Annotated in this window: 17 protein-coding genes, 2 rRNA genes and 1 riboswitch (1 of these 20 running past the window's edge); of the genes, 15 read left to right on the top strand and 4 right to left on the bottom strand. The window is 69.6% G+C overall.

Going from position 1 to position 20,678, the window contains the following annotated elements:
- From AC3CHW_RS02090 to AC3CHW_RS02035, 12 genes are all read left to right on the top strand, one after another.
- A 23S ribosomal RNA gene (locus AC3CHW_RS02090) occupies positions 1-1,009 on the top strand; it begins 2,114 nt to the left of the window's first position.
- 72 nt (positions 1,010-1,081) lie between these two features.
- A 5S ribosomal RNA gene (gene rrf, locus AC3CHW_RS02085) occupies positions 1,082-1,198 on the top strand.
- Positions 1,199-1,444: 246 nt separating this feature from the next.
- Complete coding sequence (clsA, locus tag AC3CHW_RS02080) at positions 1,445-2,053, top strand: cardiolipin synthase ClsA (RefSeq protein WP_176165415.1); 609 nt, start codon at positions 1,445-1,447, stop codon at positions 2,051-2,053.
- Between the two features lie 116 nt (positions 2,054-2,169).
- The gene (locus AC3CHW_RS02075; RefSeq protein WP_187064352.1) at positions 2,170-4,665 is read left to right on the top strand and encodes a mannose-1-phosphate guanyltransferase; all 2,496 of its coding nucleotides are present in this window, start codon (positions 2,170-2,172) and stop codon (positions 4,663-4,665) included.
- A 168-nt stretch (positions 4,666-4,833) separates the two neighbouring features.
- On the top strand, positions 4,834-5,754 hold the full coding sequence (locus AC3CHW_RS02070; protein WP_488469348.1) for a DUF881 domain-containing protein: 921 nt from the start codon (positions 4,834-4,836) through the stop codon (positions 5,752-5,754).
- Complete coding sequence (locus tag AC3CHW_RS02065; RefSeq protein ID WP_176165418.1) at positions 5,751-6,083, top strand: small basic family protein; 333 nt, start codon at positions 5,751-5,753, stop codon at positions 6,081-6,083. The genes AC3CHW_RS02070 and AC3CHW_RS02065 overlap by 4 nt, the downstream gene beginning before the upstream one ends.
- A 5-nt stretch (positions 6,084-6,088) precedes the next feature.
- Positions 6,089-7,060: a DUF881 domain-containing protein gene (locus AC3CHW_RS02060; RefSeq protein ID WP_488470938.1), complete on the top strand. Its 972-nt coding sequence runs from the start codon at positions 6,089-6,091 to the stop codon at positions 7,058-7,060.
- A 133-nt stretch (positions 7,061-7,193) separates the two neighbouring features.
- Complete coding sequence (locus tag AC3CHW_RS02055) at positions 7,194-8,021, top strand: FHA domain-containing protein (protein ID WP_398612321.1); 828 nt, start codon at positions 7,194-7,196, stop codon at positions 8,019-8,021.
- A gap of 26 nt (positions 8,022-8,047) precedes the next feature.
- A complete protein-coding gene (gene ftsR / locus AC3CHW_RS02050) occupies positions 8,048-8,788 on the top strand; it encodes a transcriptional regulator FtsR (RefSeq protein WP_176165419.1) in 741 nt (246 codons plus the stop codon).
- A gap of 53 nt (positions 8,789-8,841) precedes the next feature.
- A complete protein-coding gene (locus tag AC3CHW_RS02045; RefSeq protein WP_014044725.1) occupies positions 8,842-9,315 on the top strand; it encodes a bifunctional nuclease family protein in 474 nt (157 codons plus the stop codon).
- Between the two features lie 167 nt (positions 9,316-9,482).
- The gene (locus AC3CHW_RS02040; RefSeq protein WP_176165420.1) at positions 9,483-10,097 is read left to right on the top strand and encodes a MerR family transcriptional regulator; all 615 of its coding nucleotides are present in this window, start codon (positions 9,483-9,485) and stop codon (positions 10,095-10,097) included.
- A gap of 35 nt (positions 10,098-10,132) precedes the next feature.
- On the top strand, positions 10,133-11,623 hold the full coding sequence (locus AC3CHW_RS02035) for a DNA polymerase IV (RefSeq protein ID WP_488469347.1): 1,491 nt from the start codon (positions 10,133-10,135) through the stop codon (positions 11,621-11,623).
- Here AC3CHW_RS02035 and AC3CHW_RS02030 read toward each other — a convergent pair.
- Positions 11,606-12,010 carry a PRC-barrel domain-containing protein gene (locus tag AC3CHW_RS02030; RefSeq protein ID WP_459246250.1) on the bottom strand — a complete coding sequence of 135 codons (405 nt, stop codon included), beginning with the start codon at positions 12,008-12,010 and terminating at the stop codon, positions 11,606-11,608. The two genes, AC3CHW_RS02035 and AC3CHW_RS02030, sit on opposite strands and share 18 nt — an antisense overlap.
- A gap of 121 nt (positions 12,011-12,131) precedes the next feature.
- A riboswitch (glycine riboswitch) is annotated at positions 12,132-12,230 on the top strand.
- A gap of 181 nt (positions 12,231-12,411) precedes the next feature.
- Between AC3CHW_RS02030 and gcvP the strand changes: the two genes are divergently transcribed.
- A complete protein-coding gene (gene gcvP / locus AC3CHW_RS02025; protein ID WP_488469346.1) occupies positions 12,412-15,297 on the top strand; it encodes an aminomethyl-transferring glycine dehydrogenase in 2,886 nt (961 codons plus the stop codon).
- A gap of 253 nt (positions 15,298-15,550) precedes the next feature.
- Here the strand turns inward: gcvP and AC3CHW_RS02020 are convergent, their stop codons facing one another.
- Both AC3CHW_RS02020 and AC3CHW_RS02015 read right to left on the bottom strand, forming a co-directional pair.
- Positions 15,551-15,757 carry a DUF5999 family protein gene (locus AC3CHW_RS02020; protein ID WP_222624040.1) on the bottom strand — a complete coding sequence of 69 codons (207 nt, stop codon included), beginning with the start codon at positions 15,755-15,757 and terminating at the stop codon, positions 15,551-15,553.
- 315 nt (positions 15,758-16,072) lie between these two features.
- Complete coding sequence (locus AC3CHW_RS02015; RefSeq protein WP_398610718.1) at positions 16,073-16,669, bottom strand: hypothetical protein; 597 nt, start codon at positions 16,667-16,669, stop codon at positions 16,073-16,075.
- A 502-nt stretch (positions 16,670-17,171) separates the two neighbouring features.
- Between AC3CHW_RS02015 and AC3CHW_RS02010 the strand changes: the two genes are divergently transcribed.
- Positions 17,172-18,674, top strand: a complete 1,503-nt coding sequence (locus AC3CHW_RS02010) for a glutamate-cysteine ligase family protein (RefSeq protein WP_187087455.1) — start codon at positions 17,172-17,174, stop codon at positions 18,672-18,674.
- Positions 18,675-18,901: 227 nt separating this feature from the next.
- Complete coding sequence (locus AC3CHW_RS02005; RefSeq protein WP_398610717.1) at positions 18,902-19,681, top strand: CPBP family intramembrane glutamic endopeptidase; 780 nt, start codon at positions 18,902-18,904, stop codon at positions 19,679-19,681.
- On the opposite strand, the gene AC3CHW_RS02000 is transcribed toward AC3CHW_RS02005, so the two are convergent.
- On the bottom strand, positions 19,659-20,534 hold the full coding sequence (locus tag AC3CHW_RS02000; protein WP_488469345.1) for a PhzF family phenazine biosynthesis protein: 876 nt from the start codon (positions 20,532-20,534) through the stop codon (positions 19,659-19,661). The two genes, AC3CHW_RS02005 and AC3CHW_RS02000, sit on opposite strands and share 23 nt — an antisense overlap.
- Between the last annotated feature and the right edge of the window lie 144 nt (positions 20,535-20,678).

Raw genomic sequence — 20,678 nt, 5'->3', positions numbered from 1 at the left:
GCGCCAGTAAACGGCGGTGGTAACTATAACCATCCTAAGGTAGCGAAATTCCTTGTCGGGTAAGTTCCGACCTGCACGAATGGCGTAACGACTTCTCGACTGTCTCAACCATAGGCCCGGTGAAATTGCATTACGAGTAAAGATGCTCGTTTCGCGCAGCAGGACGGAAAGACCCCGGGACCTTTACTATAGCTTGATATTGGTGTTCGGTTCGGCTTGTGTAGGATAGGTGGGAGACTGTGAAGCATGCACGCCAGTGTGTGTGGAGTCGTTGTTGAAATACCACTCTGGTCGTGCTGGATGTCTAACCTGGGTCCGTGATCCGGATCAGGGACAGTGTCTGGTGGGTAGTTTAACTGGGGCGGTTGCCTCCTAAAGGGTAACGGAGGCGCCCAAAGGTTCCCTCAGCCTGGTTGGCAATCAGGTGTTGAGTGTAAGTGCACAAGGGAGCTTGACTGTGAGACTGACGGGTCGAGCAGGGACGAAAGTCGGGACTAGTGATCCGGCGGTGGCTTGTGGAAGCGCCGTCGCTCAACGGATAAAAGGTACCCCGGGGATAACAGGCTGATCTTCCCCAAGAGTCCATATCGACGGGATGGTTTGGCACCTCGATGTCGGCTCGTCGCATCCTGGGGCTGGAGTCGGTCCCAAGGGTTGGGCTGTTCGCCCATTAAAGCGGTACGCGAGCTGGGTTTAGAACGTCGTGAGACAGTTCGGTCCCTATCCGCTGTGCGCGTAGGAGTCTTGAGAAGGGCTGTCCCTAGTACGAGAGGACCGGGACGGACGAACCTCTGGTGTGCCAGTTGTCCTGCCAAGGGCATGGCTGGTTGGCTACGTTCGGGAGGGATAACCGCTGAAAGCATCTAAGCGGGAAGCCTGCTTCGAGATGAGGGCTCCCACCCACTTGATGGGGTAAGGCTCCCAGTAGACGACTGGGTTGATAGGCCAGATATGGAAGCCTCGTAAGGGGTGGAGTTGACTGGTACTAATAGGCCGAGGGCTTGTCCTCAGTTGCTCGCGTTCACTGTGTTGGTTCTGAAATAACGACTGTGTCATTGTCCGGTTGTTTGTTTCATAGTGTTTCGGTGGTTATTGCGTTAGGGAAACGCCCGGTTACATTCCGAACCCGGAAGCTAAGCCTTTCAGCGCCGATGGTACTGCAGGGGGGACCCTGTGGGAGAGTAGGACGCCGCCGAACTCCTTTTGAGAAGAGCCTTGTGACGGATTTCGATCCGTGACAAGGCTCTTCTGCGTTTCAGCATCTATTTCGCGTATGCCTCGCCCGTGTCACCGGAACAGCCCTGCCGCCTGAGGGAAACGCCCCAGGAGTAGGAGACGCCGGCCGGTGTGGGAAGGCGTCGCGCAGACCCCTGTGCGTGTGGTGCCTGCTGGGGCGGGTAAAGTCGGGGGGCATCATTGGCACGTATCCACAGGAGGCCCCCGGGTGGAGGTCCAGGAGACGCGCGTCCAAACCGACCGCGTGCTCACCATCCCGAACATCCTCAGCATGGCACGCCTCGTTGGCGTTCCGCTGTTCCTGTGGCTCATCCTGTTGCCCGAGTTCGGCGGCCCCAAGGCTGATGGCTGGGCGCTGCTGGTTCTCGCGTTCAGCGGCGTCAGCGACTACCTCGACGGCAAGCTCGCTCGCCGCTGGAACCAGATCAGCAGCCTCGGCCGGCTTCTCGACCCCGCCGCCGACCGGCTCTATATCCTCTCGACCCTCGTCGGCCTCACCTGGCGGGAAATCCTGCCGTTGTGGTTGACCGTCGTACTTCTGGCTCGTGAACTCGTGCTCCTGGTGATGGTCGGCATCCTGCGCCGGCACGGCTATCCGCCGCCCCAGGTGAACTTCCTCGGCAAGGCCGCCACCTTCAACCTCATGTACGCATTCCCGCTCCTCCTTCTGAGCGATGGAAGTGGCTGGCTGGCGACGTTCGCTGCTATTTTCGGATGGGCGTTCGCAGGATGGGGTACGACCCTCTACTGGTGGGCAGGAGTCCTCTATGTGGTTCAGGTCCGCCGTCTTGTCAGGGCGGACGCCGCGGCCGGCTGAGCCCGCTGATGCGCCAGCCCTGTAGGGCCGAGTTGCCCTGACGTGAACTCCAGTGGCCCCATCTGGACGGGCGAGGTCGGCCTGACCGTCGTCTCTTCAAGGAGGACGCTTCCGACATGAAGGCCGTCGTGATGGCCGGTGGCGAGGGAACTCGCCTTCGGCCGATGACTTCTAGCATGCCCAAGCCATTGCTGCCGGTGGCCAATCGGCCGATCATGGAGCATGTGCTGCGTTTGCTCAAGCGGCATGGTCTTAATGAGACCGTCGTGACCGTCCAGTTCCTCGCCTCGCTGGTGCGGAACTACTTCGGTGACGGCGAAGAACTCGGCATGGAACTCACCTATGCCAACGAAGAGAAGCCGCTCGGTACCGCGGGAAGCGTGAAGAACGCGGAAGAGGCGCTGAAGGACGATGCGTTTCTCGTCATCTCAGGCGACGCGCTCACCGATTTCGACCTGACCGAGCTGATCAACTTCCACAAGGAAAAGGGCGCACTCGTCACGGTCTGCCTCACGCGGGTCCCCAACCCGCTGGAGTTCGGCATCACCATCGTCGACGAGGACGGCCGAGTCGAACGGTTCCTGGAAAAGCCCACCTGGGGCCAGGTCTTTTCCGACACGGTGAACACCGGCATCTACGTCATGGAGCCCGAGGTCTTCGACTACGTCGAGGCCGACACCTCCGTCGACTGGTCCGGAGACGTCTTCCCGCAGCTCATGAAGGAAGGCAAGCCCATCTACGGCTACGTCGCCGAGGGCTACTGGGAGGACGTGGGCACGCACGAGAGCTATGTGAAGGCTCAGGCCGACGTTCTGGAGGGCAAGGTCGACGTCGAGGTCGACGGCTTCGAGATCTCGCCCGGCGTATGGGTCGCCGAGGGCGCCGACGTCCACCCCGACGCCGTCCTGCGCGGGCCCCTCTACATCGGCGACTACGCCAAGGTCGAGGCCGGCGCGGAGATCAGAGAACACACCGTCGTCGGGTCCAACGTCGTCGTCAAGAGCGGCGCCTTCCTGCACAAGACCGTCGTGCACGACAACGTGTACGTGGGGCAGCAGTGCAATCTGCGGGGCTGCGTCATCGGCAAGAACACCGACATCATGCGGGCCGCCCGCATAGAGGACGGGGCGGTGATCGGTGATGAGTGCCTGATCGGTGAGGAATCGATTGTCCAGGGGAACGTACGCGTCTACCCGTTCAAGACGATCGAGGCCGGCGCGTTCGTCAACACCTCGGTGATCTGGGAATCCCGCGGGCAGGCGCATCTGTTTGGTGCGCGCGGCGTCTCGGGGATCCTCAACGTGGAGATCACCCCGGAGCTGGCCGTACGGCTGGCGGGGGCGTACGCGACGACGCTCAAGAAGGGCTCCACCGTCACCACCGCGCGCGACCACTCCCGTGGCGCGCGGGCCCTCAAGCGCGCGGTCATCTCCGCGCTCCAGGCCAGCGCCATCGACGTACGCGACCTGGAGAACGTGCCGCTTCCCGTGGCACGCCAACAGACCGCCCGCGGCAGTGCCGGCGGGATCATGATCCGTACGACGCCGGGCGTGCCCGACTCGGTGGACATCATGTTCATCGACGAGCGGGGCGCGGACCTGTCGCAGGCCGCCCAGCGGAAGCTGGACCGGGTGTACGCCCGCCAGGAATACCGGCGCGCCTTCCCCGGCGAGATCGGTGACCTGCGCTTTCCCGCGAGCGTCTTCGACTCGTACACCGGATCGCTGCTGCGCGCGGTGGACACCACCGGTGTGGCCGAGGCCGGTCTGAAGGTCGTGGTCGACGCGTCCAACGGCAGCGCCGGGCTGGTCCTGCCCAGCCTCCTCGGCAAGCTCGGGGTGGACGCGCTCACCATCAACCCGGGCCTCGACGAGTCGCGCCCCACCGAGACCGCTGACGCCCGCCGGGCGGGGCTGGTACGCCTCGGCGAGATCGTCGCCTCGGCGCGCGCGGCCTTCGGTGTCCGCTTCGATCCCGTCGGTGAGCGGCTCTCGCTGGTGGACGAGCGCGGTCGCATCATCGAGGACGACCGGGCGCTCCTGGTCATGCTCGACCTGGTCGCGGCCGAGCGGCGGAGCGGCCGGGTCGCGATGCCCGTGACCACGACGCGGATCGCGGAGCAGGTCGCCGCGTACCACGGCACGCAGGTGGACTGGACGACCACCTCGCCCGACGACCTCACCCGGGTGGGGCGCGCCGAGACCACCATTTTCGGTGGTGACGGGCGTGGCGGGTACATCATTCCCGAGTTCAGCAGCGTCTTCGACGGAACGGCCGCGTTCGTGCGGCTCATCGGTCTGGTGGCACGCACTCAGTTGACGCTGAGCCAGATCGACGCCCGCATCCCGCGGGCCCATGTGCTCCGGCGTGATCTGGCCACGCCGTGGGCCGTCAAGGGGCTGGTGATGCGTACGGTCGTGGAAGCCGCCGGAGATCGTTCGGTGGACACCACGGACGGGGTGCGGGTCGTGGAGGCCGACGGGCGCTGGGTCATGGTGCTGCCCGACCCGGCCGAGGCCGTCACCCATCTGTGGGCGGAAGGCCCGGACGACGCGTCCGCCGAGGCCCTCCTCGACGAGTGGGCGCACGTCGTGGACACCGCGGGTCGCTGATCCGAGGGGCCCGCCGGGTCCGGTACGTGGCGCTCGCGCGGCGCCCGACCGGACCCGCGCGGGTCTCCTACGGCTTGCTCACGGCGGGCCGTTGGCGCCCGCGCCGCTGTCCGGCACGCCGGTGGGGCCATTGGGTGGCGGCGCTCCCGACGTGCGACGATGTGCGGCATGCCGCAGCCGCCCCCCATTCGGAGCACCGCGTCCCAGCGCCCGCGTCCCGACGCCTCCATGTCGCTGCTGACCAACGTGATGGAGCACAGCCTCGACGACGGGTACGCCGAGGCGGCGGCCCGGCGCGAGGCCGAGGGGAAGCAGGGGCTGCCGCGTACGGCGAGCGCCAAGGCGTGGCTGGCGGTCGGGCTGATCCTCACCACTGTCGTGGTGACCATCGGCGCGGCCGAGACGCGGATAGCGGCGCCCACCGTGGCCAAGGAGCGCCAGGAGCTGATCGACCGGATCGAGTCGGAGACCTCGGCCGCCGACGCCCTGGAGGACGACGTCGACGCGCTGCGCGACGACGTCGGCGAGCGGCAGCGCGAGGCGCTGAAGGAACACGGCGGGGACAGGGGCGAACTGGTGGCCCTGCTCGCCGGCGCGACCGAGGTGCGGGGCCCCGCGGTCAAGTTGGTCATCGACGACGCGAAGGGTGCCGGCGGCGGGGGTGGCGGACCGCGCGAGGGCAGCGGCTTCTCCGACACCGGACGGGTGCGGGACCGGGACATGCAGCGCGTCATCAACGGGCTGTGGCAGTCCGGGGCGGAAGCCATAGCGGTCAACGGCCAGCGGCTGACGGCCCTTTCGGCGATCAGGGCCGCGGGGGACGCCATACTGGTGGACAACAGGCCACTCGTGCCGCCGTATACGGTGCTCGCGGTGGGCGACGGAGAGCGGCTGCGCACGGCCTTCGAGGACAGCGCGGACGGCCAGTACCTCACGGTGCTGCAGGAGAACTACGACATTCGCGTGCGGACCTCCGTCCAGGACGAGGCGCGTCTTCCGGTCGCTCCGAGCCTGATCGTGCGCAGCGCGCAACCACATGCCGGTGCCGCGAACACGAACGACACCGACACAGGAAAGGGCACATCTTGATCGCCGTACTGGGCCTCGTCGTGGGAGTCGTGGTCGGACTTGTGGTCCGCCCCGTGGTACCCAACGCGGTTGAGCCCTACCTGCCGATCGCCGTCGTCGCCGCACTGGACGCGGTCTTCGGTGGCTTTCGCGCCATGCTCGACGGAATCTTCGACGACAAGGTCTTCGTCGTCTCGTTCCTGTCCAACGTCGTGGTGGCCGCCCTGATCGTCTTCCTGGGCGACAAGCTGGGCGTCGGCGCGCAGCTCTCCACCGGTGTCGTGGTGGTGCTCGGTATCCGCATCTTCTCCAACGCGGCCGCGATCCGGCGGCACATCTTCAGGGCGTGAGCGCGATGTCCAACGACGAGACCCCCGACCGGCCCGAGCCACCGCGCTCCGGCCCGGCGGACCAGGAGCCCGCGCGGCCGGCCGCCCCGAGGGGTGACGGGGCCGCGGAGCAGCCGCCGGAGAAGGCGGACCCGGGCGACGGCACGGGACACGGCTACCGCTTCGGCGGGCTGCGTCGCGAGCTGCCCGCCGAGCGCCCCGTACCCCGGGTGTCGGCGCACCGCCAGCCGCTTCCCGAACCTCCCGTGCCCGACGGATCGATGACGGGCCGTAGGCGGCTGCTGGCGAGTCTGTGGCCGCCGCGCGTGACCCGCCCGCAGCTCACCGTGGCCCTGCTGCTGTGCGTGCTCGGGCTCGGCCTGGCCATTCAGGTGCGCTCGACCAACGAGAGCAGTGTGCTGCGCGGGGCACGCCAGGAGGATCTGGTGCGCATCCTGGATGAACTCGACGACCGCACCCAACGTCTTGAGGACGAGAAGCAGCGCCTCGTCGGCCAGCGCACCGAGCTGGAGAACAGCTCGGACCAGGCCGAGGAGGCGCGTAAGCAGACCAAGGCGAAGGAGCAGCAACTGGGTGTGCTCGCGGGTACGGTTGCGGCGCAGGGTCCCGGTATCACGCTGCGCATAGACGACACGCGTGGCGCGGTGGAGGCCGACATGCTGCTCGACGCGATCCAGGAGCTGCGCGCGGCCGGCGCGGAGGCCATCCAGATCAACGAGGTGCGGGTGGTGGCCAACACGTACTTCGCCGACGGGGGCAAGGGCGTCGAGATCGACGGCCACGAGGTGAGCCAGCCCTACGAGTTCACCGTCATCGGCAAGCCCGAGGATCTTGAGCCCGCGCTCAACATTCCTGGTGGGGTGGTACAGACTCTGGAGAAGGAGCGCGCGAACGTGTCAATCAAGCGGCACGAGAAGATCGTCGTGGACGCCTTGCGATCGGCGAAGCGGCCTGACTACGCTCGGTCGTCATCGTGAGGAGCGGGGGACATATGGGGGCCCCGTGCCGCGGGCGGAAGCCAGCGGGGGGTCGGCGCACCAGATACGGGGTGCGTAAGGGAAACTGTCTGATGGTCACGGACGTTGTGAGGGTGTCCGGGTCAGCCGGTGTGTGCATCGAGGGTTTGTCCTGCCCCACGGGCGGGTCTGTTTCAGTCAAGGGGAATCGCCCGTGAAGTTGTTTGCGAAGTTGTTCGGCAAGAGTGCACGCCCGGAGGGTGGCACCGCTCGCCATCGAGGGCGCGCTGCCGAAGGAGGCGGGGCTCAGGAGGAGCGCCCGCTGTTCCGGGACCAGGTCGGTGGCCAGCCCGGTGGCCACGGCGCGTCGTCTGTTGACCCTGCCGGAGCAGGCCCCATAGGTTTCGGGGAACGATCAAGCTCGAGTACGGGCGGAGGGTCCGGGGTGCCTGTTTGCCCCAGGTGCGGGCACCAGGCCAGCGCCACGAGCAAGTTCTGCTCCAACTGCGGCACGCCGCTGCGGGCCGGAGCGACGCCCGAGCGCGCCTCGGAGACGACGTCCACCATCTCGATCTCGGGCCTTGAGGCGTACGACTCCGAGACGACCGGCCAGACGCCGCTGCCGTCGCTGACGCCGGAGGCCCAGGCCGCGGTGGACGCGCTGCCGGCGGGGTCGGCGCTGCTGGTCGTCCGGCGCGGCCCGAACTCGGGGAGCCGCTTCCTGCTGGACAGCGAGCTGACGACGGCCGGTCGTCACCCGAACAGCGACATCTTCCTCGACGACGTCACCGTCTCGCGCCGGCACGTGGAGTTCCGCCGAGGCCCGGACGGCGGCTTCTCGGTCGCCGACGTCGGCAGCCTCAACGGCACCTACGTCAACCGTGAGCGGATCGACGCCCTGGTGCTCAACAACGGCGACGAGGTGCAGATCGGTAAGTACCGGCTGGTCTTCTACGCCAGCCAGCGAGGATTCGGCATCTGAGCGACCAGGGGAGCCGAGGGAGGTTCATGCGTCACTCACCGTCGGGCGGTGCCGGACACGGCACCGCCCCCGCGGACGGCCGGCTGCTGAGCATCGGGGCCGTGCTGAACCTGCTTCGGGACGAGTTCCCCGAGGTCACGATCTCGAAGATCCGCTTTCTCGAGGCCGAGGGGCTGGTCGAGCCCCAGCGCACTCCCTCGGGCTACCGGAAGTTCTCCCGGGCGGACGTGGAGCGGCTCGCGTACGTGCTGCGCACGCAGCGCGACCACTACCTGCCGCTCAAGGTCATCCGGGAGCACCTGGACGCCCTGGAGCGCGGCGAACAGGTGCCGCTGCCCGCCCCCGCCCAGCCCCGCGACCTGCTCGACGGGGAGCCGCCGGCGGTGGACGAGCCGACGGCGACCAGGGTGGGCCGTGCGGAGCTGCTGGCCGCCGCCGAGGTGGGTGAGGCGGAACTGGCCGAGTGGGAGTCCTACGGGCTGCTCAGCCCCGCCTCGGACGGCGGATACGACGTTGGCGCGGTTGCCGTGGCCAAGCTCATCGCCGATCTCGGCAGGGCTGGTCTCGAACCGCGCCATCTTCGGGCGATCAAGGCCGCCGCCGATCGGGAGGCCGGCCTCGTCGAGCAGCTCGTCGCACCCCTGCGTCGGCATCGAAACCCGCAGACCAGAGCCCATGCGGAGGCCACCGCCCGGGAGCTCGCCGGGCTGTCCGTACGGCTGCACGCGGCGCTCGTGGAAGCCGCGCTGCGGGTCAGGTTGCACTGAGTGCCGCGGTGCCCGACTACCCAAACCGGTCGACCAGGTCCTAGGGTTGCTGTGTGAATGAGCTCGACGTCGTGGGTGTCCGGGTGGAAATGCCTTCCAACCAGCCGATCGTGCTTCTCCGTGAAGTGGGAGGCGACCGGTACCTGCCCATCTGGATTGGGCCGGGAGAGGCGACGGCCATCGCCTTCGCGCAGCAGGGCATGGCCCCCGCGCGACCGCTGACCCATGACCTTTTCAAGGACGTGCTGGAGGCGGTGGGGCAGGAACTCACCGAGGTCCGGATCACCGACCTGCGGGAGGGCGTCTTCTACGCGGAGCTGGTGTTCGCCAGCGGGGTAGAGGTCAGCGCTCGGCCGTCGGACGCCATAGCGCTGGCGCTGCGCACCGGAACGCCGATCTACGGCAGCGACGGTGTGTTGGACGACGCGGGCATCGCCATCCCGGACGAGCAGGAGGACGAGGTGGAGAAGTTCCGCGAGTTCCTCGACCAGATCTCTCCGGAAGACTTCGACACCAACAGCCAGTGAGTCGCTGACGGTGGTCGCGGTGGGCATTCGGCCAGCCGTTCCCGGCGAAGCGTCGTGGTAAACCACTCCCAGGGTGATTATCACTCGGCGTGCCGAGTGTGGCGATCGTTGACGCACCCCGAGTGACTGCCTACCGTCGAGAAGGCAGGTCAAGGACGGAGGTCGGCGTGAGAAGCACCGGCGAGGGCACGGCGGCAGGCGGTCCGTATCCGCTTCCTGGAGGCGGGGCCGGGTCGGCGCCCGGGCAGCCGGTCGCGACACGCGCCACGGCTCCCGAGGAGCCCGCGTCCGACGACGTCGGCTACCGCGGACCCACGGCGTGCGCCGCCGCGGGCATCACCTACCGACAGCTCGACTACTGGGCGCGCACCGGACTCGTGGAGCCGAGCGTGCGGCCGGCTCACGGCTCCGGCAACCAGCGCCTCTACAGCTTCCGGGACGTGGTCGTCCTCAAGATCGTCAAGCGGCTCCTCGACACCGGAGTCTCGCTCCAGAACATCCGTACCGCGGTGCGTCACCTGGGGCTGCGTGAGGTCGCCGACCTGGCGCAGATGACCCTGATGAGCGACGGGGCGACGGTGTACGAGTGCACGTCGCCGGACGAGGTCGTGGACCTGCTCCAGGGCGGCCAGGGCGTCTTCGGCATCGCCGTCGGCGTGGTGTGGCGGGACGTGGAGGCGGCGCTGTCCCAGTTGCACGGGGAGCGCGTGGACACCGGCGAGACGCTGACCCGCCACCACCCCGGGGACGAGCTGGCCAGGCGGCGCAACCGCGCGGTCTGAGCCCGATTGTCAGTGGCGTACGGCACTATCGTGGTGTGAGGGGTGCGCCAACAATCCTGCATCTGGACATGGATGCCTTCTACGCTGCGGCGGAGCAGGCAGCCAAGCCCAGCTTGCGTGGGAAACCGGTGATCGTCGGGGGGCTTGGGCCGCGCGGCGTCGTCTCCACGGCCTCGTACGAGGCGCGGGTCTTCGGGGTGCACTCGGCCATGGCCATGGCGCAGGCCCGCCGGCTGTGCCCCAACGCCGCCTACCTCACGCCGCGCTTCTCGCTGTACCGGCAGGTCAGCGACGTGGTGATGGGTCTGTTGGCAAGACTGTCGCCGCTGGTGGAGCCGCTCAGTCTGGACGAGGCGTTCGTCGATCTCGAGGCCGGCGGCGTGGAGCCCCGCTTGGAGGCGGCCCGCGCGGTGGGGGAGCGGCTGCGCCGCGACATCGCCGCCGCGACCGGGCTCTCCGGATCGGTCGGGCTCGCCGGCTCCAAGATGCTCGCCAAGATCGCCTCCGAGCAGGCCAAGCCCGACGGCCTGGTGGTGATCGAGCCGGGCACCGAGATGGCGCTGCTCGGGCCGATGTCGGTGCGGGCCATTCCCGGGGTCGGGCCGGCGACGGCCGAGGCGCTGCGGCGCGCCGGCATCCACACCGTGGCGGAGTCGGCGGAGGCCGGGGAGGCCGAGCTGGTGCGGCTGCTCGGCAAGGCCCACGGCGCCTCGCTGTTCGCGCTGGCCAGCGGGCGGGACGAGCGTCCGGTCGTCGCCGACCGGGACACCAAGTCGGTGTCCGTGGAGGACACGTTCGACGAGGACCTCACCGATCGCTCGCGGGTGCAGTTCGAGGTGGCCCGGCTCGCGGACCGGTGCGTGGAGCGGCTGCGGGAGGCGGGCAGGTCGGGGCGCACGGTCGTGGTGAAGGTCCGGCGCTACGACTTCTCGACGCTGACCCGCTCCGAGACGCTGCGCGGGCCCACGGACGACCCCTCGGTGGTGCGGGAGGCCGCGCGGCGGCTCATCGACGGCGTGGAGACGAGCGAGGGCGTGCGACTCCTCGGCGTCGGCGTCACCGGCCTGGCCGACTACACGCAGGAGGACCTCTTCGCCCAGGCCGCCATGGAGCGCGAGGCGCTGGAAGAGGCCCAGCGGGCCCAGGAGGAGGCTGCGGAAGCGCCAGACCACGGGCCGGCGCCGGGAGCGGAGAGCGCCCCACTGAGCCCCATATCCGAGCCGTCGGCCGAGCTTCCCCGACACTGGCTGCCGGGACACGACGTGGTGCACGCGGAGTACGGCCCGGGCTGGGTGCAGGGCAGCGGCGTGGGGCGGGTGACCGTGCGGTTCGAGCAGCCCTGGTCGGCGCCGGGCCGCGTGCGGACGTTCGCCGTCGACGATCCGGCCCTCACCCCTGCCGAGCCCCTGCCGTTGGTACGCCCGGAGACACCGTCCGGGGCGCCGACGGCCGGCCTCCCTGCCATGGACGTCGGGGCCGGTGGCGAGGTGGCGGCCGGCGCCGGCGGGTCAGCCGTCGTGGGCTGAGCCGCGCGGCCTCTCCTCGGCGCCGGCGATGCGTCCGAACCCGGTGTCCGGGGGAGGGGTGGGGCCGTCGCGCCGCGAGGTGTCGAGCCCGTAGTGCCGGTAGAGCTGGACCTCCTGCTCGGGCGAGAGGTGCCGGCCGACACCGAGGTCGGGGGCGCCCTTGATCAACGCGCGGTCGAACGGGATGCGCAGCGTCTCGTCGACCACCTCGCTCGGCTCCAGCGGGACGAAGACATCGCGCCCGAACAAGCCGGTGCGCACGGCTGCCCACTCGGGTTCGCCCGTCGCGTCATCGAGATAGACCTCGTCCACCGTGCCGATCTTCGTGCCGTTGCGGTCGAACGCCTTGCGGCCTATCAACTGCCGCGGGTCGGTGTCCGTGTGCACCGTCCATCACCTCCAACAAGGTCATGCCTGCCCCCATGACACCTACGTAAGGCCAGATCCCGCACATCGGCCACTTGAGGGGCTGGCCGACATCGCCGCTGGTAGGCTGGCAGACGGCTGTTGACCCCGTGCGGGAGAGCTCTCCGTCGCAAGCTGGCGGGGGCGCCGAAGGAGCAAATCCTCCCCGGAATCTCTCAGGCACACGTACCGTACGGACGAGGTCACTCTGGAAAGCAGGGCGGGTCACGGGCAACATGCCGGAGCCCTTCCTCACCGACGGTGAAAGCCGGATCGCTGCGCGAGCCGGTGAAGCTCTCAGGTTGAGATGACAGAGGGGGAGGCCGTACGGGCACCAGCGCCTTGGTGCCCCCCAAGGTCGCTTGACCAGGAGGCCCCCGTAGATGACCGCACACCGCATCTCCCTGACCGAGTTGGAACGCGGCACGCCCTTCGACGAGCGCCACATCGGGCCCGACCGCGAGGCGCAGGCCAAGATGCTCGCCCAGGTCGGCTTCGGCTCGCTCGACGAGCTGACCGAGGCAGCCGTGCCCGACGTGATCAGGAGCGCCGAGTCGTTGCGGTTGCCCGACGCCAGGACCGAGGCGGAGGTGCTCGCCGAGTTGCGCGAGCTGGCCGACCGCAACGAGGTCGTCACGCCCATGATCGGCCTCGGGTACCACGGCACGTTCACCCCGCCGGTGATCCTGCGCAACGTGATGGAGAACCCGTCCTGGTACACCGCGTACACGCCGTACCAGCCCGAGATCTCGCAGGGCCGCCTCGAGGCGCTGCTGAACTTCCAGACCGTGGTGTCCGACCTGTCCGGGCTGCCCACGGCGAGCGCCTCCCTGCTGGACGAGGGCACCGCCGCCGCCGAGGCCATGGCGCTCGCCCGCCGGGTCGGCAAGGTCAAGCAGGGCGTCTTCCTCGTTGACGCGGACTGCCTGCCGCAGACCATCGCCGTCATCCAGACCCGGGCCGAACCGACCGGCGTCGAGGTCGTCGTCGCCGACCTCTCGGACGGCATCCCGGACGAGATCGCCGAGCGCGGCGTCTTCGGCGTCCTCCTCCAGTACCCCGGAGCCTCCGGCGCCCTGCGCGACCCGCGCGCCGTCATCGAGCGGGCCCACGAGCTCGGCGCCGTCGTCACGGTCGCCGCCGACCTGCTCGCCCTCACGCTGCTGACCTCGCCCGGCGAGCTCGGCGCCGACATCGCTGTCGGCAGCACGCAGCGCTTCGGCGTGCCGCTGGGCTTCGGTGGCCCGCACGCCGGGTTCATGGCCGTCGACGACAAGTTCGCCCGTAGCCTGCCGGGCCGACTGGTCGGCGTCTCCGTGGACGCGGACGGCAACAAGGCGTACCGGCTGGCGCTGCAGACCCGTGAGCAGCACATCCGGCGCGAGAAGGCCACCAGCAACATCTGCACCGCGCAGGTCCTGCTCGCCGTGATGGCCGGCATGTACGCCGTCTACCACGGCCCCCAGGGCCTGGCCGCCATCGCGCGCCGTACGCACCGCTACGCCACCGTGCTCGCCGAGGGGCTGCGGGCCGGCGGGGTGGAGGTCGTACACGAGACGTACTTCGACACGCTGACCGCGCGGGTTCCGGGTCGGGCCGGCGAGGTCGTGGCCGCCGCGCGCGAGGCCGGCGTCAACCTGCGGCTCGTCGACGCCGACCTGGTCGGCATCGCCTGTGACGAGACCACAGGTCGCGCGCAGCTCGCCGCCGTGTGGGGCGCGTTCGGCGTCAACGCCGACGTGGAGGCGCTGGACGCCGCCGTGGCCGACGCGCTGCCGCAGTCGCTGCTGCGGACCAGCGACTACCTCACCCACCCCGTCTTCCACCAGCACCGCTCCGAGACCGCGATGCTGCGCTACCTGCGCAGGCTCGCCGACCGCGACTACGCGCTGGACCGCGGCATGATCCCGCTCGGCTCCTGCACCATGAAGCTGAACGCGACCACCGAGATGGAGCCGGTGACCTGGCCGGAGTTCGGCGGACTGCACCCGTTCGCGCCCATCGAGCAGGCGCAGGGCTACCTCACGCTGATCAGGGAGCTGGAGGACCGGCTCGCCGAGGTCACCGGCTACGACAAGGTCTCGCTCCAGCCCAACGCCGGATCACAGGGCGAGCTGGCCGGCCTGCTGGCCGTGCGCGCCTACCACCGGGCCAACGGCGACGAGCAGCGCACCGTGTGCCTCATCCCCTCCTCCGCGCACGGCACCAACGCCGCGAGCGCCGTGATGGCCGGCATGAAGGTCGTCGTCGTCAAGACCGGCGACGACGGCGAGGTCGACGCGGCGGACCTGCGCGCCAAGATCGAGAAGCACGGCGACGAGTTGGCCGTGCTCATGGTCACCTACCCGTCCACGCACGGCGTGTTCGAGGAGCACATCAGCGACATCTGCGCCGCGGTGCACGACGCCGGCGGCCAGGTGTACGTGGACGGCGCCAACCTCAACGCGCTGGTCGGCCTGGCCAAGCCGGGCCGCTTCGGCGGCGACGTCTCGCACCTGAACCTGCACAAGACGTTCTGCATCCCGCACGGCGGCGGCGGCCCCGGCGTGGGCCCGATCGGCGTGCGGGCGCACCTGGCGCCGTTCCTGCCCAACCACCCGCTCCAGCCCGAGGCCGGTCCCGAGACCGGCGTGGGCCCGGTCTCCGCCGCGCCCTGGGGTTCGGCCGGCATCCTGCCCATCTCCTGGGCGTACGTGCGCCTGATGGGTGGCGAGGGGCTGCGCCGCGCCACCCAGGTCGCGGTGCTCAGCGCCAACTACATCGCCAAGCGGCTCGAACCGCACTACCCGGTGCTGTACACCGGCCCGGCCGGGCTGGTGGCGCACGAGTGCATCATCGACCTGCGCGGGCTCACCAAGGAGACGGGCGTCACCGTGGACGACGTCGCCAAGCGGCTGATCGACTACGGCTTCCACGCGCCGACGATGTCGTTCCCGGTCGCCGGCACGCTCATGATCGAGCCGACGGAGAGCGAGGACCTGCCCGAGCTCGACCGCTTCTGTGAGGCGATGATCGCCATCCGTGCGGAGATCGCCAAGGTGGGCTCCGGCGAGTGGTCGGCCGAGGACAACCCGCTGCGCAACGCCCCGCACACGGCGGCCACGGTCGGTGGCGACTGGGACCACCCGTACAGCAGGGACGAGGCCGTGTTCCCGGCTGGCGTGGCGGCCTCGGACAAGTACTGGCCGCCGGTGCGCCGGGTGGACGGCGCGTTCGGTGACCGCAACCTGGTCTGCTCGTGCCCGCCCCCGGAGAGCTACGAGAGCTAGGCGGCCCGGCGTGGTGCGTCCGCACGACTGACGCACGACGGACATGCGAGGGGGCCGGTTCGGCGGTGACGCCGGGCCGGCCCCTGGTGTTTCGTGCTGCGTGCTTGGTGCTGTGCTCGTTCGTGCCGCGTGTGCGGTGCTCGTGCCCGCGTGGTGCTGGAGTGCGCCGCCGTACGGTCCACCGCGCGTTCGCGGCTCCTGCCGTACGGCGACGGTGTGCTCGCCTGTCGGTGCCCGCGGGGCGCGGGCGGGGTCAGGCGGCGGTGACGACGTGCTCGGTGCTCAGCGGCCGGTGCGGGTCGATGACCTGGCCGTCCGGCAGCAGCTCCCCGGTGTCCTCGAAGAGCAGGACCCCGTTGCACAGCAGGCTCCAGCCCTGTTCGGGATGGTGGGCCACGAGGTGGGCCGCCTCCCGGTCAGCGGATTCGGCTGTCGGGCACGGTGGTTGGTGCTGGCACATGGAAGGAATCTTTCGCTGTGACGTGGTAGCTGTCCTGCGGCTCGGTGCGGTATCCATTGCCGCCCCCCGTAACTGTTGGTTGGTCTCAGTCTTGTCCTGCGGGCGTGATTTCGCAGGCATTTAGCGGCAGCGCTTCTCTCTGGTGGAAGACGCGTCACCCGTCGGGATGGTTGTCGTGCGGCGCATCATCCCGACGGGTGGTTCCTGGTAGTCGGCATGCACTAGTCCTTTGGGGGGAACGCGCGTTGGCGAGCAGGATGCCGCGCGCCCCGCGACCTGGGGCGTCGCGGGGCGCAACGGGCTCGTTCCGTAGCGTCAGGCGGGCGATCCCAGCAGGGGGCCGGGGGTGATGCGGAGTGTCAGCATGGGCAACAGGTCGGAGACCCGGTGCGGCAGGTTGGGCGCGATGCCGGGCGGCGCGGGGGCGAGCGGCACCAGCAGGTCGGTCGGCTCCGGGTTGCCGGCGTCGACCGCGGCGGTCGTGTCGCGGTGCAGCCACAGGGTGAGCATGTACAACTCGGGTACGGACAGCAGTCTGGGCTGGTACGCGGCGGGCAGCGCCTCCGCGCGCCGCAGGGCGTTCTCGGTCGAGGCCACGTACGGGCCCTCGCAGAAGTGCGAGAAGGCCCAGCCGTCGGGCGTGAGCATCGCCTCGGCGGCGGCGACGGCGTGGTCCTCGCCGACGATCAGAAAACGCCAGCCGGCGAGCCGAGTGGTCGGCGCCGCCGCCCGTCCACCGCGCGGCGACACGCGGTCCAGGACGTGGAGGGGGAGCGGGTGCTCGGCGGTCAGCGGACCCGGTGCGGAGCGCAGGGCCGGGGTACGGGCCTCACGGACGGCGGTGGGGGAACCGAGGGCCGCGAGGACGCTGCGTAACGCGGGCGCCGGGGCTGGGGAGACATGCAGCGGCATAGTCGCCTCTCACTTCGAGACAGGTGCTACGGGGGGTGCGGACGGCACTGTCTGTGCGCGGGGTCGGAGGTGGGCCGGAACCGATTGCCGGGTCGCCACTCTCCGCCTCATTGGCGAGTTTATACGACAGGTGTTCCCTTTACCTTTGCCGACGCTCTCGCGGTCAACTCGGCAAGGTCATATCCGGACCTTACATTGTGGTGATTGATCCGTTTCTGTGCCGTCTATTGAGAGGCTGACCGTGGCTTTTATCCCGGAGCCGGAAGGCTGAAAGTCACCTGTCTTTTCTGCTTCGAAAAGAGGCCCGAGCTGCTAGGCCGACGTATGCCGTCCAGAGGGGTCAGCGGTATCGCTACCCGGAGCTTAGTCGTCCCAGAGCCTGGACGGGGCGTTATGGATCACACTGCCTGGGCATCATCGACCGTGACTCATCCCGGCTCCGCACCCCGAGCCGGGTTCGGGCGGCTGGCGTGGCCGTGATCCGTCGAGGAGGGACGCTTCTATGGGTGAGAAGATCGTGGCAGGCGGGTTTGACCTGTCCGATCGGCAACGGCATCGCGAAAAGCTGAGCCAATGCCTGGACGCTTTCGCCCGGCTGTTGAAAGAGAAGCGATTCGAGCGCCCAAAGAACCTCATGGGCCTGGAGATCGAGCTGAATCTCGCCGGCTCCGACGGCATGCCGCGGATGCTGAACGCCGAGGTGCTTGAGCGCATCGGGAGCGGGGATTTCCAGACGGAACTTGGCCAGTGCAACCTTGAGGTGAACATCGTCCCTCACCGCATGCACGGACGGGTCTTCGACCAGTTGTCGGAGGAGTTGCGTACCGGCCTTGCATATGCCGACAGAAAGGCCGGCGAAGTCTCCGCCGGCATCGTCATGATCGGTATTCTGCCGACCCTGGCCGCGCACGACCTGGTCTCCGCGAACCTCTCGCGAGGCGATCGGTACCGGCTGCTCAACGACGAGATGCTGGCCGCCAGGGGCGAGGACTTCACCATCGACATCGCCGGCGTCGAGCGGCTGACCTGTACGTCCGCGTCGATAGCGCCGGAGGCGGCCTGTACGTCGGTGCAACTGCACCTCCAGGTGACGCCCAACAGGTTCGCGGACGTGTGGAACGCGGCGCAGGCCGTCGCGGCGGCGCAGATAGCGGTGGGGGCGAACGCGCCGTTCCTCTTCGGGCGGGAGCTGTGGCGCGAGTCGCGACCACCGCTGTTCGTGCAGTCCACCGACACCAGGCCGCCCGAGTTCATCGAGCAGGGCGTACGGCCCCGCACGTGGTTCGGAGAGCGCTGGATCGATTCTGCACAGGATCTCTTCGAGGAGAACCTCCGCTACTTTCCGCCCCTGCTGCCCATCAGCGGGGACGAGGACCCGCTGAAGGTGCTCGACGACGGCGGCGTCCCCGAACTCGCCGAGCTGGCGCTGCACAACGGCACCATCTACCGCTGGAACCGGCCGGTGTACCAGGTGACCGACGGCGTGCCGCACCTTCGGGTGGAGAACCGGGTGCTCCCCGCGGGCCCCACGGTCACCGACGTCATAGCCAACACGGCGTTCTACTACGGCCTGGTCAGGGCGTTGGCGGACCAGCCGCGCCCGGTTTGGCGGCGGATGCCGTTCGCGGTGGCCGCGGAGAACTTCGACACGGCCTGCCGCGACGGCATCGACGCGGTGTTGCGCTGGCCCCGCCCGGGCCGGTCCGGGGCGCTGACCCGGGTGTCCGCCGTACGGCTCGTCCAGGAGGAGCTGCTGCCGTTGGCGGCGGCCGGCCTCGACGCGTGGGGCGTGGAGCCGACGGACCGGGACCGCTACCTGGGAGTGATCGCCGAACGCTGTCGCCGACGGGTCAACGGGGCGTCCTGGCAGACGGCCACCTACCACCGGGCCCTGGACGCCGGCCTGGCCAGACAGGACGCGCTGGCCGCCATGACCCGCCGCTACTGCACGCTGATGCGTACGGGGGAGCCGGTGCACACCTGGCCCGTGGGGGTGGACGACTGACGGGGCCGCGCCTACCGCATCGACCGGGTGAGCCGCATCGACCGTGTGGGCCGCGCCCGACGGCCTGAGGCCCGGCCTCCGGGCCCCTGTGTCGTCCTCCACGCGAACGTCAGGCAAGCTATGACCTTCCAGGTGAGGTGGCCCGCGAGGAGCGTGTGGCCCATCGCGCCCATCCGGTAGGTCGAGGTCTTGGAGGCAGGGCAGTGGTGCGGTCGCAGGCGCGTGAGGTGACCGGCCCCGCACCGGGCGGCGGGCTGTCGCGGCGGACGCTCGGCACGGAGACGCTGTTGGTGCTGGCGGTGTCGCTGGGGGCCAGCGGGGTGTCCGCGCTGATCGACTTTATCGGCTCGGCGACCGAACCCGGCGGGCTCAGCGACCAGACCGCCAACCTCAACACCTCGGCGGCCCCCGGGCGACCCTGGCTCGACCTCGCCTGGCAACTCTTCGGGATCACGACCGCGTTGGTGCCGGTGGCGCTGGTGGCCCACCTGCTGCTGCGCGAGGGTTCGGGGCTCCGCGCGATCGGCTTCGACCTGCGGGCCCGCCGCTTCGACCTGGGTTGGGGAGCCCTGGTCGCGGCGTGCATCGGGGGCTCGGGGCTGCTGCTGTACATCGGGGCGCGCGCCGCGGGCGCCAACCTGACCGTGGTGCCCGAGTCGCTGCCGGACGTGTGGTGGAAGTACCCGGTGCTCGTCGCCTCCGCCGTGCAGAACGCGGTGCTTGAAGAGGTGATCGTGGTGGGATACCTGCTGCGGCGGCTCGGGCAGTTGGGGTGGGGGCCGATGGCGGCGCTGGCCGCGAGCGCGGTGCTGCGCGGCTCGTACCACCTCTACCAGGGCATCGGCGGCTTCTTCGGCAACATGGTGATGGGCGTGATCTTCGTGCTGCTGTACCGGCGGTGGGGGCGGGTGGGGCCGCTCGTCGCCGCCCACGCGCTCATCGACATCGTGGCGTTCGGCGGGTACGGGCTCCTTGAGGGCAAGGTCAGTTGGCTTCCGGAGCAGTGAGCAGCTCCCCGTCGATGACGGTGACGGCCTGGCCCGTGAGGAGCGTACGGTCGCCGCGCAGGTGGACGTGGACGCGACCGCCGCGCGCCGAGACCTGGAGCCCGGTGAGTTCGGTGCGGCCGAGTCGGGGTGACCACAGCGGCGCCAGGGCGGTGTGGGCGCTGCCGGTCACCGGGTCCTCGTCGATGCCGGACGCGGGGCCGAAGAAGCGCGAGACGAAGTCGTAGTCGCCGGGCGTCCGGGCGGGGGCGGTCACGATCACTCCCCGGTGCGGGAGCCGGGCCACCGCTGCCAGGTCGGGGTTCAGCCCACGCACGGTGGCCTCGTCGGCGAGTTCCACCAGCAGGTCCCCCACCTGCGGTCCGGTGTCGTAGCAGGCCAAGGGGGTGGCGCCGAGCGCCGCGCCGGTGCCGTGGGGGGTCTCCAGCGGGGTGAGCGGCGCGGTGGGGAAGTCCAGCGTGATGGCGGTGGCACCGGAGAGTTGAGTGGTGCTGGTGGTTGGTGTGGGTGTGGGGGCGGGGGTGGCCGGGGTCGCGGTGAGGACCCCGCTGCGGGTGGCGAAGCGGATCGTGCCCGTAGCGGCCCCCGTCGCGTGCAGGACGTGGGCGGTGGCCAGTGTCGCGTGCCCGCACATCGCGACCTCGGTCGTCGGCGTGAACCAGCGCAGCGCCCAGTCCGCGTCAGGCGCATCCGGGAGCGGGTGGGCGAACGCCGTCTCCGAGAGGTTGACCTCGGCGGCGACCTGCCCGAGCCACCGGTCGCCGGGGAACGGGCCCGAGGGGAGGAGGACGACCGCGGCCGGGTTGCCGGCGAAGGGGCGGTCGGTGAAGGCGTCGACGATCCGGAGGCGCATGGGTCCGACCCTAGGCGGCTACCCGCGACGTCCGCCAAGGCCAATGCGGCGCGCGTGGCCTGTTCGAGGCCGGCCGACTCGCGCCTCGTCGGCCCGCTGGCTGCGCCGCCCCGAGGACACGCGCCCGGACGGGCGCGCGATCCG

This window comes from Streptomyces sp. MGP-BFMKR1 (assembly GCF_057766585.1).
The sequence above is the reverse complement of the archived record's forward strand: the minus strand, read 5'-3'. Positions and strand labels throughout refer to the sequence as shown.